The following is a 12,209-nucleotide window of genomic DNA, read 5'->3' on the forward strand; positions in this document are numbered from 1 at the left end:
GGTGCCATTGTACTTGCATTAATGCAGACGCCGGAAGCCCGCGCGTTGCGGTAGCATGTGCGGATCGTTGCCAGTCGGGCAAGCGAGGGCGGGGCGCCGCCGGTGGCGCCGGGAAGACGGGAAAGGAACGGCTATGGCGAAGGTACTGGTGCTGTATTACTCGACGTATGGACACATCGAACAGATGGCGAATGCGCTGGCGGAAGGCGCCCGCGCGGCGGGAGCGACCGTGGACGTGAAGCGCGTGCCCGAGACGGTGCCGGAAGACGTCGCCCGCAACGGCCATTTCAAGCTGGACCAGCCGGCGCCCATCGCGACCGTGAACGAACTGCCCGACTACGACGCCATCGTGATCGGCGCGCCCACGCGCTACGGCCGCATGCCGTCGCAGATGGCCGCGTTCCTGGACCAGACGGGCGGCCTGTGGGCGAGGGGGGCGTTGCACGGCAAGGTCGGCGCCGCGTTCACGTCGACGGCCACCCAGCACGGCGGCCAGGAAACGACGCTGTTCTCGATCATCACGAACCTTCTGCACTTCGGGATGGTCGTCGTCGGCCTGCCGTACAGCTTCGCGGGCCAGATGACGCTGGACGAGATCACCGGCTGCAGCCCCTACGGCGCGAGCACGATCGCGGGCGGCCAGGGCCAGCGCCAGCCCAGCGGCAACGAACTGGACGGCGCGCGCCACCAGGGCGAGCTGGTGGCGAAGACGGCGATCAAGCTGTTCGGCTGACCGTCCGGCGGGGGTGAAGGCGGTTTTTTTATGCCGCGTTTTTATGCCGCGTTTACGGCCGATCGCTTACCATCCACGCATGCAGAGTTCCGAATCGAAGACAGGCACGGTACTGGCCGTGCTGCGCGCGGACGCGGGCGACGAAGCCGCGGTCGCCGCGGCGGCGCGGCTCGCGGCGCGCGGCGACGCGCCGTGGCACGCCGTCCTCGTCGAGAACGCACACACGCGCCGCCGCGGCGAAGCGGCCCGCCTGCGCACGCTCGAACTGCTGCGCCAGGCCCATGCGCAGGGTGCCGTCACGGCCGTGCTGGAAGGGCGCGACGCGCCCGCCGTCGTTGCCGGTTATGCCCGCCGCCACGGCTGCACGACCGCCGTGCTGGCACGCGAGCACCGGTTCTCCTGGTGGCATGGTCCGTTCGGCCGGCGGCTGACGCGGGCGGCGCCGGAACTGGATCTGGTCGACGTCGCTGCGCCGTCGGGGCCCATCGTCGCCGGACCGCGGGTGAGCGGGAATGCCAGGCCGCGTCCCTACCTGGCCGCCGTCGGCGCGAGCCTGGCCACCGCCATCGTCGCGCTGCCGCTGCTGCCGCTGCTGGACGTGGCCAACGTCGCGATGCTGTTCCTGCTGACGGTGGTGCTCGTCGCGATCCGCCTCGGGCGCGGCCCCGCGATCCTCGCGACGCTGGTCGGCTTCTGCGCGCTCGTCGCCGCCGCGCCGCGCCGCGAGTACGACGTCAGCGAATTCAAGTACGCGGTCGCGCTGGTCGTGATGCTGGCCGTCGGCTGGATCACGGCGCGGCTGACGTCCGACCTGCGCGAGCAGGCGGAAAGCGCGATCGGCCGGGAAGCCCGCACCCGCGCGCTGTACGAGTTCGCGCGGGCGCTGTCCGTCGCGCTGCAGACGGAACAGGTGTTCGAAATCACGCGCCGCTTCCTCGCGCGTACCTTCGACGCGCGCGCCGTGATCCTGCTGCCGGACGATGCGGGCCGGTTGCGCTGGCCGGCGGCGGAGCCTGGCAGCGCCGAACGCGTCCCGGTGCTGAGCGTGCTGGACATGGCGGCAGCGCAGTGGGCATTCGACCATGCGGCACCGGCCGGCGCGGAGACGCCCACGCTGCCCAGCAATCCGTGGCTGTACCTGCCGCTGCTGGCGCCGATGCGCTCGCGCGGCGTGCTCGCGGTGCGCGTGCCGGACGTCGCGGCGCTGCTCGTGCCGGAACGGCGCGAACTGCTGGACGCCTTCGCGGCGCTGGCCGCCATCGCGCTGGAGCGGGTGCACTACGTCGATGTGGCCCAGGACGCCGTCGTGCGCATGGAGGGCGAGCGCCTGCGCAATTCGCTGCTGGCCGCGCTGTCGCACGATTTGCGTACGCCGCTCACCAGCCTCGTCGGCCTGTCCGAATCGCTGACGTTATCGCGCCCGCCGCTGGCCGCCGCGCAGATGGAACTGGCGAACGCGCTGCGCGACGAAGCGCGGCGCATGAGCACCCTCGTCGCCAACCTGCTCGACATGGCCCGCATCCAGAGCGGCGGCGTGACACTCAATTTGCAGTGGCAGATGGTCGAGGAGACGATCGGCAGCGCGTTGCGCGCCTGCCGCTGGCAGTTGGGCGGACGATCCATCGACACGCGCATCCCACGCGGCCTGCCGCTCGTGCGCTTCGATGCGACCCTGCTCGAGCGCGTGCTGTGCAATCTGCTGGAAAATGCGGGCAAGTACACGCCGCCGGATGCGCATGTGACGATCGCGGCGCGCACGGAAGAGGGCATGCTGACCGTCGCCGTGTGCGACGACGGCCCGGGCCTGCCGGCCGGGCGCGAGGATGCGCTGTTCGAGAAATTCGTGCGCGGCCGGCAGGAATCGTCCATCGCCGGCGTCGGCCTGGGCCTGGCCATCTGCCGCGCCATCGTCGAAGCCCACGGCGGCGGCATGCGCGCCTTCAACCGTCCGGACGCCGGCGCCTGCTTCGAACTGAGCCTGCCGCTGGGCGAGCCACCGCCGTTGCCGCTGCCGGAAGCTCACCCGGACCCCGAACATCAACACCACCCGATCGACCAGCATGAGCATTGAGTCCGCCGCACCCGTCGCCCTCATCGTCGAGGACGAACCGCAGATCCGCAGGTTCGTCCGCATGGCCCTCGAAGGCGAGGGCTGGCAGGTGCACCAGTCCGAGACCCTGAAGCGCGGCGTGATCGACGCCGGCACCCGCACGCCCGACCTCATCATCCTCGACCTGGGCCTGCCCGACGGCGACGGCCTGCGGCTGATCCGCGACGTGCGGACCTGGAGCCCCGTGCCGATCATCGTGCTGTCCGCGCGCTTCGACGAGGCGGACAAGATCACGGCGCTGGACGCCGGCGCGGACGACTACCTGACGAAGCCCTTCGGCATCGGCGAACTGCTCGCGCGCGTGCGCGCCGCGTTGCGCCGCCAGCACAAGGCGGGCGGAGACGCCTCCGCGCGCATCGCGTTCGGCACGGTGGAAGTGGACTTGAACAAGCGCACGGTCCAGCGCGACGGCCAGCCCGTGCACCTGACGCCGACCGAGTACAAGTTATTGTCCGTGCTGATCGCGAACCTGGGCCGCGTCGTCACGGCGCCTCAACTCCTGCGCGAGGTATGGGGCCCGTCGAACGCGGACAACGGGCATTACGTGCGCATCTACATGGGGCACCTGCGCCAGAAGCTGGAAGACGATCCCGCGCAGCCGCGGCACCTGCTTACGGAGACGGCGGTCGGGTATCGCCTGCAGCCCTGAGCGCCGGATCGTCCTTCAGCGCGAGCGGCATCGCCCTGGCCCAGCGGTTGACGGACAGTGCGAACGTCAACGCCCGCACCTGGTGATACCAGCCGGCGGGCACGTACAGCATGTCGCCGGGTTCGACGATGCATTCGACCGGCGCCGCACCGCGCGCGAGCGGGTACGCATCGAAATCGGGCCGCTCCGGATCGAACGGGGATCCGAACAGCACCGGATTCGCTTCGCGCACGTACAGGAATTCGTCGTGGTGGGGCGGGACGAGGAAGATCCGCTTCGTGCCCCAGATCTGCGCGAAGATATTGTCGTCGTAGTCGCAATGCAGCGGCGTCACCGTGCCGGCGGGGCCGAGCCAGAAGCGGGGCGGGCCCATCTTGCCGAAATAGCCCGGCCAGTGGCACATCGCATTCAATTCGTTGATTTCCAGGTTGCCGACATACGGCGGCAAGCCGTCGGTCCAGGACGCGGCGAGATCCAGGTACGCGCGCATCGCCATGTCCTGCATGGCGCGGTCGGGCGCGAAGGCCGTACCGATGTAGTCGCCAACGCGGGCGCGCACGGGGACGTCGCCGAAGCGCTCGCGCAACTGGTCCGGCGTGAACGCGCACAGCGGCCAGCGGCCGACGAGGCCCGTGATCATGAACGGCAGGCCGCGCTCCGCCTGCGCGCGAAAGGCGGCGCGATCGAGGGTTTTGAATCGCGGGATGGTGGTCAGCGGCGGGAGTTTGCGTGACGCGTCACGGATGGCGTCGCGCATGGCGGCGATCGACGTGACGCCGCGCACGCGGGCATTCTTGTCTGGATCAGGAATCAACGGCTCGTTCTCTTCAGTTGGCGTACCATGCAAGTATACAGGCCGTGCTCACACTGGGGAGGAGTTATGGAAACCAAGATGGACGATGGCGGCAAGCTGGTCCTGCGTGTCGTGCTGGCCGTGTTGATCCTGTTTCATGGCGTGTCGAAGCTGATCGGCGGCGTCGGCTTCATCAGCGGCATGCTCGTGAAGGCCGGTCTGCCGGGCGCGCTGGGCTACCTGGTGTACATCGGCGAAGTGATCGCGCCGCTGTTGATCCTGTTCGGCGTGTTCACCCGGGCCGCGGCGCTGGTCGTCGTCGTGAACATGATCGTGGCGCTGTTGCTGGTCCACACGCGCCAGTTCTTCACCCTGAATGACCAGGGCGGCTGGGCGCTCGAACTGCAGGGGATGTATCTTGGCGCCGCCGTCGCCGTGGCCCTGCTGGGTGCGGGGCGCTACAGCGTCGGCGGCCAGCGCGGCCGCTTCAATTGACGGCCACGCGCTCCTTCACGATGCCGCGGTAGACGAGGAACACCGCGAACAGGCTGATCGCGGCGGCACCCGCCATCCAGTAACCGGGGGCGGCCTTGTCGCCCGTGGCTTCGATCAGCCACGTGCAGAGCAGCGGCGTCATGCCGCCGAACAGCGCGGTCGCGAGGCTGTAGGCCAGCGAGAACCCGGTCGTACGCACCTGCATCGGGATGATTTCCGTGAGCGCGACGATGGTGGCGCCGTTGTAGCTGCCGTACAGGAACGACAGCCACAGCTCGATCATGACCATGTTGCCGAAGCTGGGATGCGCGATGAGCCACGACAGGGCGGGATATGCCGTCACGGCGGCCAGCGCGGAGCAGACGGCCATTACGGGCCAGCGGCCGATGCGGTCCGACAGGGCGCCCATCACGGGCAGCCAGATGAAGTTCGACACGCCGACGCACAGCGTCACCAGCAGGCTCTCCTCGGTGGAGAGTTTCAGCACGCTCTTGCCGAACGTGGGCGTGTACACGGTGATCAGGTAGAACGCGACGGTCGTCATCACGACCAGCATGGCGCCCGCCGTCACGATGGGCCAGTTCACGGTCAGCGTGCGCATCACCTGTGAAAACGTCGGGTGCGACTTCTGCGCGAGATAGGCCTGCGTCTCCTGCAGCGAGCGGCGGATGTAGAACACCACCGGGATGATCGAGCAACCGATGAAGAATGGAATGCGCCAACCCCAGTCGGCGATGACGTCCTTCGGCATCAGGTGATTGAGACCATAGCCCAGCGCGGCGGAAAACACGACGGCCACCTGCTGGCTGGCCGACTGCCAGCTCACGTAATAGCCCTTGTTGCCCGGCGTCGCCATTTCGGAGAGGTAGACGGACACGCCGCCCAGTTCCACGCCCGCCGAAAACCCCTGCAGCAGGCGGCCGATCAGCACGAGCAGCGGCGCCATGAGGCCGATGGTGGCATAGCCGGGCACGAACGCGATCAGCGCGGTCCCGGACGCCATGATGCCGAGCGTGAGCACGAGGCCCTTACGGCGGCCGATGCGGTCGACGTAGCTGCCCAGGAAGATGGCGCCCAGCGGCCGCATGAAGAAGCCGGCGCCGAATGTGGCGAACGTCATCATCAGCGCGGCGTACTCGCTGGTCGACGGGAAAAACGCGGCCGCGATCTGGTTCGCGTAAAAGCCGAACAGGAAGAAATCGTACATCTCGATGAAATTCCCGCTCGTCACGCGGATGACGGCGCCGAGCTTCGACGGCGCGCGCGCGGGCGCGGCGGCGGTTGCGGCCGGTGCCCTGACGGTGGTTTGACTGGTCATGATGGTGTCTCGGTGAGGGTTCAGTGCTGGGCCGCGGCGGGTTCGAGCCCGGTCGCCTCGATGGCGGGTGCGTTCGCGGGCGCCGCGAGGAAGCGGAGCAGGGCGCGGCCGGCGTCCGCATGGGGGGCGCCGCGCACGACGGCGCCGGCGAACTGCGTCTTCAATTGGACTTCGGCCGGGAGCAGGCCGACGATGTCGATGCCCTGCACGGGTTTCAGCTCGCTCCTTTGCTGGCAGCCGAAATCCGCCTCGCCATGCGCGATGATCTCGCCCACCGGCGTGGCCGGGATCTGCGCCGCCTTGCCCTGCATCTGCTGCTGGATGCCCAGTTTATTCAGCAGCTCGCGTTTGATGTATTCGCCGCTCGCGCTGTCCGAATAGGCCACCTTCGACGCGTGCAGGAATGCCTGGCGCAGGCCGTCGACGGTGCCGATGTCCGGTTTCGGGACGCCATGCCGCACGGCGCACGCGATCGGGGAGTCGGCGAGGACGACCTTGCTGCCCGGTTCGAGCTTGCCCTCGGCCATCAGCTTGTCCAGCGCATCGCCCACCATGATGACGACATCGATATGTTCGCCGCGGGCGAGGCGCGCGGGAATCGCGTTCTTCGTCGTGCCCATCGACGGGCCCCATTCCGATGCCAGTTTGTCGCCGCTGGTGCGTTCGTATGGGCCGGACAAGTCCTTGTACGCCTGGGCGAAACCGCCCGAGCTGACGACGTGGACGTCGGTGGCGTGGGCCGCGCCGGCGAGGGCGCAGGCGAGTGCGGCCAGGGTAGTCTTGAGGTGCATGAGTGTCTCCTTGTCAGAATTTCTGCATGAGGCCGAGCGTGAAGCCCGTGCCGTGGCGGTCTTTCGTGGCGGCGTCCCCGCGCCAGACCGTGTAGTCGGCTTCCACGTAGGCCGTGGTGCGCGGCGCGAGTGTCTTTTCGACGAACAGGAAGCCGCGGTCGAAGCCGTCGTCCACGAAGCCGGTGGCTTCGCGCCGCACGCTGTACCAGGCGGTCGTCACGAGCAGGTCGCGGCCGATCGCACGGCTGACGCCCGCGGACAGCACCCGCTGGGCGACGCGCTTCGAGGGCCCCGTGTCGGCATCGTTGCGCGCCGCGTTGGCCTTGAGCTGCCAGCTGCCCAGGCGCACGGCGGCGCCGAGGCTCCACGCGTCGAGCGCCAGGCCGTCGCGGCTGCGGAATTGCATCGACGCGCCGGAGATGACCCAGTCCGGACGCTGGTAGGCCAGCGCGACACCGTGGCTGCTCGAGGCGCCGGCATCGCCCGCGACTTCGCCGGCGGAATACGCGGCGCGCGCCTGCCACGGGCCCACGGTCGCCGTGTATTTGACCGTGTTGTCCAGGCGGTAGAAATTGTCGGCGTAGCCGCTCGGACCGTACTGGCGCCCGAACGCGTGCGTGCCGAACGCGGTGTTGGAGAGTCCCGCCACGTTGATGTTCGGGTTGAACGACGCATCGCGCTTGCCGATCGGGTCGACGGGGAGCAGGGCGTCGGAGATCAGGTTGGCCTGGCGTCCCACGGCGAGCTGGCCGTATGGGGAGTCGAGTCCGGCCCAAGCCTGGCGGTCGAACAGGCGGTCGCTCTTGGCCTGCGTGCCGGTGTCGGCGTTCATGCCGCCTTCGAGCCGGAACACGGCTTTCAATCCGCCACCCAGGTCTTCCTGCCCGCGGATGCCCCAGCGGCTGGTCTGGTTCACGCCGCTCGCGACGGCGGTCGTGCTGCCGGGGAGGCCGTCGACGGCGCGCAGGCCGACGTCGACGATGCCGTACAGGTTCACGCTGGTCTGGGCCAGGCAGGTGCCGCTGGCAAGCAGCAATACGATGAGGGCGCAGGAATGGCGCACGATGTCTCCTTGTGATGCCTTCTTGGCGAGGCTGATTGGCTGAGTGGCTAGATCATCCAACAAAAGGAATGATTTGATAATTGCAAATTTCGGGCGTATTCTTGCGTCATGCGCATCAATTACGATCTTCATGACTTGCAGGCGTTCGTGGCCGTGGCGGAACGCGCCAGCTTTCGCCAGGCCGCATCCGATTTGTTCCTGTCCCAATCGGCGCTGAGCCGGCGCATCGACAAGCTCGAGGAAAGCCTCGGCGTGAAGCTGTTCGAGCGGACCACGCGCCGCGTTCAGCTGACCAACGTCGGCCAGACCTTCCTCGTGAACGTGCGCACGGCGCTGGACGGCCTGGAAGATGCCGTGCTCGGCGTCGCCGACCTCGCGGCACACCGCACGGGTTCCGTCACGTTCGCGTGCGTGCCGTCCGCTGTGTGGCACTTCCTGCCGGACGTGCTGACGCTTTTCAGCGAGCGCTTTCCGCGCATCCGCGTGCGCGTGCACGACGAGAGCGCGCAGGACGTGCTGAACCTCGTGCTGGCGGGAGAAGCGGATTTCGGCATCAACTTCACCGGCGCGGAAAACCCGGAGATCGTGTTCGAGCCGATCTACGTGGAGAGCTACGTGCTGGCGATGCGCAGCGACCATCCGCTCGCGGGCCGCAAGGAACTCGGTTGGAAGGAGACCGTGGACGAGCGCTACATCTCGGTCGCGAAGTCGAGCGGCAACCGCACGGTCATCGACGCGGCGCTGGCCGGCGTCGAGAAGCACCCCGTCATCCTGTGCGAGGTGAACCACGTGTCCGGCGTGCTGGCGCTCGTCGAAGCGGGGATGGGCGTGGCCGCGGTGCCGGGCCTCTCGGTGCTGCCCGGGCGGCCCGACACGATCGTCGGCGTGCCGCTCGTGAATCCGGCGATCCACCGCACGCTGGGCCTGATCTCGAAGCGCAACCACACGATGGCACCGGCCGCGCGCACGCTGTTCGACATGCTGAGGGATGCGTTAGTGAAGTCTTGAGCGGCGCTGGCTCCACAGCAGGCCGGCAAGCACGAGCGCGCCGCCGGCCGCGTGGTAGCCGTGCAGCCGTTCGCCCAGCAGTCCCCAGGCGCCGAGGGCGACCAGCAGCGGCAGCAGATTCATGAAGACCGAGGCGCGCGCGGGACCGATCCGCTTGATGCCGTTCATCCAGCAGAACGGCGCGCCGATCGACGCGGCGGTGCCCGCATACAGGACCAGCGGCAGGTTGTGCGCCGTGATGGGCGCGGCGGGCGCGAGCCACCAGAACGGTGCGAGGACCAGTACCCCGAAGCCGATCTGCACGTAGAGCTGCTCCCACGTCGACAGCGGCAGCGCCCAGCGCTTGAGCAGGACCCCGTAGACGGCGTTCGAGGCCACCGCGACCACCATCAGGCCATCGCCGGGATGCAGTCCGCCGTGAAGCAGCCGGGCCGGCGCACCCTGCGCCGCGAGGACGACCACGCCGGCGAGCGACAGCATGGCGCCGCCGACGGTCGCACGGGTCGGGCGCTCGCCAGTGACGGCCGCGGCCAGAAGCGCGGACATCAGCGGCATCGTGGCGACGATCACGCCCATGTTGATCGCCGTGGTCGTGCGCGCGGCCTCGTAGGCGAGTCCCTGGTACGTCGCCATGCCGAGGGCGCCCAGCAACGCCAGCCTGGGCCAGTGCCGCGCGACGATGGCGCGCTTGTGCCAGACCGCGCGGGCGACGAACGGCGTGAGCAGCACACCGGCGAGCACCCAGCGGTAGAAGGCGATGGCCGCCGGATTGATCGCGGTGGCCGCGGACTTGGTGACGAGCGTGTTGCCGGTCCAGATGGACACGGCCAGCAAGGGAAAGAGCGTGTTCATGCCGCCATCATCGCCGGGCCGCGGGCCGTGCGTAAAGTGATATCCTTGCAAGCAATCCGTGCACCGCATGCAGCATTCCCGATGACCCTCCAGACGCTCGACCTCAATCTCCTCGTCGACCTCGACGCCCTGCTGCAGGCGGGCAGCGTGGCGGGCGCGGCGCAACGCCTGCACGTGAGCGCGCCCGCGATGAGCCGCCGCCTCGCGCGCCTGCGCGACGCGTTCGGCGACCCGTTGTTCGTGCCGGCCGGGCGCGGCCTCGTCCCCACGTCGCGCGCGCTGGCGCTGCGCGAAGCCGTCGCCGCCGCCATCGACCAGGTGCGCGGCGTGCTGCAGCCGCCGCGACTGGATCTCGCGACCGTGGAGAGGACGTTCACCCTCCGCGCCAACGACGGCTTCGCGGGCGCGTGGGCCGCGCGCCTGGCGGCCGCGATGCGCGCCGAGGCGCCGGGTATCGCGCTGCAGTTCCTGCCGCGCGCGAGCCGCGACCCGGACGCCTTGCGCAGCGGCGAGGTCGACCTGGACATCCTCGTCGTGAAGGCGCCGGAGCCGGGCATTTTCACCGAGCGGCTGTTCACGGCGTCGTTCGTGGGCGTCGTCCGCCGTGGCCACCCCTTGTGCGCCGGGCGGCGCCGGGCGAAAATCGCGGCGGAGGAGTTCGTCGCATGGCAGCACATCGCCACGTCGCCCGGCCGGCGCTCGTGCGCGGCCGTCGACGCGGCGCTGGCCGAGCGGGGCCTGCGCCGTACCATCGCGCTGGTCGCGCCGGGCTTCCAGGCCGCGCTGTCGATGGCGCTGGCGTCGGACTTCGTCGCCGTGATGCCGGCGCCGTTCGTGCACTGGGCGATGGCGACCATGCCGCTGCAGACGTTTACACTACCGTTCGCGTTGCCGGCCGTGGATGTGGAACAGTGCTGGCACCAGCGCCAGCATGCCGACCCCGTCCATGCGTGGCTGCGCGGCCACGTCAAGGCCGTGTGTGCGCACCCGGCCGGCTGAGACGTTGTTTTGTTTGACACTGATTTTTTCGGGATGTTATAGTCGGACCATGCCCGTGGGAACGTTTCCATGGCATGCCGCGAAGTATAAAAAAGGCGCCGGCCCAGCCAGGACGCCATAACGGAGACAGCATGTACGGAATCCGCAGGGCGCTGCAGTTCGCCTGCCTGTGCGCCTGCCTGTGCGCCTGCCTGTGCGCCTGGCTGTGCGCGGCCGCAAGTGCGGCGCATGCCGGTCCACGGGCCGAGGTGATCCACTGGTGGACGTCCGGCGGCGAATCGGCCGCCGTGAAGCAGGTCGAGCAGGCCTACCGCGACGCCGGCGGCACGTGGGTCGACACCGCGATCGCGGGCGGCGACCAGTCGCGCGCCGTCACCATCAACCGCATCATCGGCGGCAATCCGCCGACGGCAGCCCAGTTCAACACGTCGAAGCAGTTCCTCGACATCATCGAGGAAGACCTCCTGAACCCCGTCGACGATCTCGCCCGGCGCGACCGCTGGGACGAGGTGCTGCCGGCGCCCATCGTCGACGTGATCAAGGTGCGCGGCCACTGGTATGCCGTGCCGATGAACATCCACATGCAGACGTGGATCTGGTATTCGAAACCGGCGTTCGCGAAGGCGGGCATTACCCGCGAGCCCGCGACGATGGACGAGCTGTTCGCGGACCTCGACAAGCTGAAGGCCGCGGGCGTCATCCCGCTCGCGCACGGCGGCCAGGCGTGGCAGGACATCCTGCTGTTCTCGATGGTCCTGTCGAACATGGGCGGACGCGACCTGTACCTGAAAGTGATCCGCGACCGCGACCAGGCCGCGATCCGCTCCGCTGCATTCCGCAAGGTGCTCGTCGCGTACAAGCGTCTGCAGGGTTATGTCGATCCCGCGTCGCCGGGCCGCAACTGGAACGACGCGACGGCGCTCGTCATCGGCGGCAAGGCCGGCATGCAGATCATGGGCGACTGGGCCAAGGGCGAATTCATCGCGGCGGGCCAGGCGCCGGGCCGCCAGTTCGGCTGCCTGCCGGGCCTGGGCGCGGACAGTCCGTACCTGATCCAGGGCGACGTGTTCGTGTTTCCGAAAACCGACGATGCCGGTGCCCTGCGTGCACAGAAGCTGCTCGCGGCCGTCGTCGACAAGCCGGGCGTGCAGCTCGCGTTCAACAAGCTGAAAGGCTCGGTCCCCGTGCGGCTCGACGCGGACGACAGCCAGTTCGATGCGTGCGCGCGCAAGGGCATGGCGATCCTGCGCGATCCGAAGCGGCCCGTCGGCGTGGCCGAGGTGTACCTGACGCCGGACCAGAACGGCGCGCTGCAGGACGTGCTGACCGCCTATTGGAACACCAACATGCCCGTCGAACGGGCCCAGAACAGCATCGCTTCGGCGCTGCGCTACTGAT

Annotated in this window: 12 protein-coding genes; 7 read left to right on the top strand and 5 right to left on the bottom strand. The window is 68.9% G+C overall.

Features of this window, described 5'->3' with window-relative positions:
- The first annotated feature begins 133 nt into the window (after positions 1–133).
- The 3 genes from wrbA (at position 134) to kdpE (ending at position 3,492) form a co-directional block, all read left to right on the top strand.
- Positions 134–733, top strand: coding sequence for an NAD(P)H:quinone oxidoreductase (wrbA, locus tag P0M04_RS25435; protein ID WP_259451466.1), 600 nt, complete (start codon positions 134–136; stop codon positions 731–733).
- Positions 734–812: 79 nt separating this feature from the next.
- Positions 813–2,804 carry an ATP-binding protein gene (locus P0M04_RS25440; protein WP_259451465.1) on the top strand — a complete coding sequence of 664 codons (1,992 nt, stop codon included), beginning with the start codon at positions 813–815 and terminating at the stop codon, positions 2,802–2,804.
- Positions 2,794–3,492, top strand: a complete 699-nt coding sequence (gene kdpE / locus P0M04_RS25445; RefSeq protein WP_259451464.1) for a two-component system response regulator KdpE — start codon at positions 2,794–2,796, stop codon at positions 3,490–3,492. Before P0M04_RS25440 ends, kdpE begins: the two co-directional genes overlap by 11 nt.
- On the opposite strand, the gene P0M04_RS25450 is transcribed toward kdpE, so the two are convergent.
- Complete coding sequence (locus tag P0M04_RS25450; protein WP_259451483.1) at positions 3,455–4,249, bottom strand: cupin-like domain-containing protein; 795 nt, start codon at positions 4,247–4,249, stop codon at positions 3,455–3,457. The genes kdpE and P0M04_RS25450 overlap by 38 nt on opposite strands.
- Before the next feature lie 123 nt (positions 4,250–4,372).
- Here P0M04_RS25450 and P0M04_RS25455 point away from each other — a divergent pair, with 123 nt between their 5' ends.
- Entirely contained in the window at positions 4,373–4,780 is a 408-nt protein-coding gene (locus P0M04_RS25455; protein ID WP_259451463.1) for a DoxX family protein, read from the top strand.
- On the opposite strand, the gene P0M04_RS25460 is transcribed toward P0M04_RS25455, so the two are convergent.
- Genes P0M04_RS25460 through P0M04_RS25470 form a run of 3 tightly spaced genes read right to left on the bottom strand, consistent with a single transcriptional unit; the run spans position 4,773 to position 7,952 of the window.
- The gene (locus tag P0M04_RS25460; protein WP_259451462.1) at positions 4,773–6,098 is read right to left on the bottom strand and encodes an MFS transporter; all 1,326 of its coding nucleotides are present in this window, start codon (positions 6,096–6,098) and stop codon (positions 4,773–4,775) included. The two genes, P0M04_RS25455 and P0M04_RS25460, sit on opposite strands and share 8 nt — an antisense overlap.
- 20 nt (positions 6,099–6,118) lie before the next feature.
- On the bottom strand, positions 6,119–6,889 hold the full coding sequence (locus tag P0M04_RS25465; protein ID WP_259451461.1) for a substrate-binding domain-containing protein: 771 nt from the start codon (positions 6,887–6,889) through the stop codon (positions 6,119–6,121).
- A 13-nt stretch (positions 6,890–6,902) separates the two neighbouring features.
- Positions 6,903–7,952, bottom strand: coding sequence for a porin (locus tag P0M04_RS25470; RefSeq protein WP_259451460.1), 1,050 nt, complete (start codon positions 7,950–7,952; stop codon positions 6,903–6,905).
- A gap of 108 nt (positions 7,953–8,060) precedes the next feature.
- Between P0M04_RS25470 and P0M04_RS25475 the strand changes: the two genes are divergently transcribed.
- Complete coding sequence (locus P0M04_RS25475; RefSeq protein WP_259451459.1) at positions 8,061–8,960, top strand: LysR family transcriptional regulator; 900 nt, start codon at positions 8,061–8,063, stop codon at positions 8,958–8,960.
- Here P0M04_RS25475 and P0M04_RS25480 read toward each other — a convergent pair.
- Positions 8,946–9,812: a DMT family transporter gene (locus P0M04_RS25480; RefSeq protein ID WP_259451458.1), complete on the bottom strand. Its 867-nt coding sequence runs from the start codon at positions 9,810–9,812 to the stop codon at positions 8,946–8,948. The genes P0M04_RS25475 and P0M04_RS25480 overlap by 15 nt on opposite strands.
- Before the next feature lie 81 nt (positions 9,813–9,893).
- Here P0M04_RS25480 and P0M04_RS25485 point away from each other — a divergent pair, with 81 nt between their 5' ends.
- Both P0M04_RS25485 and P0M04_RS25490 read left to right on the top strand, forming a co-directional pair.
- Positions 9,894–10,811 carry a LysR family transcriptional regulator gene (locus tag P0M04_RS25485; protein WP_259451457.1) on the top strand — a complete coding sequence of 306 codons (918 nt, stop codon included), beginning with the start codon at positions 9,894–9,896 and terminating at the stop codon, positions 10,809–10,811.
- 131 nt (positions 10,812–10,942) lie between these two features.
- A complete protein-coding gene (locus tag P0M04_RS25490; protein ID WP_259451456.1) occupies positions 10,943–12,208 on the top strand; it encodes an ABC transporter substrate-binding protein in 1,266 nt (421 codons plus the stop codon).
- The last annotated feature ends 1 nt before the right edge of the window (position 12,209 follow it).

Source organism: Telluria mixta, assembly GCF_029223865.1.
In the GTDB taxonomy this organism is placed as follows: Bacteria; Pseudomonadota; Gammaproteobacteria; order Burkholderiales; family Burkholderiaceae_D; genus Telluria; species Telluria mixta.

Bases quoted from the DNA above. Each gene is read 5' to 3' on its own strand.
- wrbA (WP_259451466.1), top strand. From the start codon at position 134: ATGGCGAAGGTACTGGTGCTGTATTACTCGACGTATGGACACATCGAA.
- P0M04_RS25455 (WP_259451463.1), top strand. From the start codon at position 4,373: ATGGAAACCAAGATGGACGATGGCGGCAAGCTGGTCCTGCGTGTCGTG.
- P0M04_RS25485 (WP_259451457.1), top strand. From the start codon at position 9,894: ATGACCCTCCAGACGCTCGACCTCAATCTCCTCGTCGACCTCGACGCC.
- P0M04_RS25490 (WP_259451456.1), top strand. From the start codon at position 10,943: ATGTACGGAATCCGCAGGGCGCTGCAGTTCGCCTGCCTGTGCGCCTGC.
- P0M04_RS25460 (WP_259451462.1), bottom strand. From the start codon at position 6,098: ATGACCAGTCAAACCACCGTCAGGGCACCGGCCGCAACCGCCGCCGCG.
- P0M04_RS25480 (WP_259451458.1), bottom strand. From the start codon at position 9,812: ATGAACACGCTCTTTCCCTTGCTGGCCGTGTCCATCTGGACCGGCAAC.
- P0M04_RS25475 (WP_259451459.1), top strand. From the start codon at position 8,061: ATGCGCATCAATTACGATCTTCATGACTTGCAGGCGTTCGTGGCCGTG.
- P0M04_RS25440 (WP_259451465.1), top strand. From the start codon at position 813: ATGCAGAGTTCCGAATCGAAGACAGGCACGGTACTGGCCGTGCTGCGC.
- P0M04_RS25450 (WP_259451483.1), bottom strand. From the start codon at position 4,249: ATGCGCGACGCCATCCGTGACGCGTCACGCAAACTCCCGCCGCTGACC.
- P0M04_RS25465 (WP_259451461.1), bottom strand. From the start codon at position 6,889: ATGCACCTCAAGACTACCCTGGCCGCACTCGCCTGCGCCCTCGCCGGC.
- kdpE (WP_259451464.1), top strand. From the start codon at position 2,794: ATGAGCATTGAGTCCGCCGCACCCGTCGCCCTCATCGTCGAGGACGAA.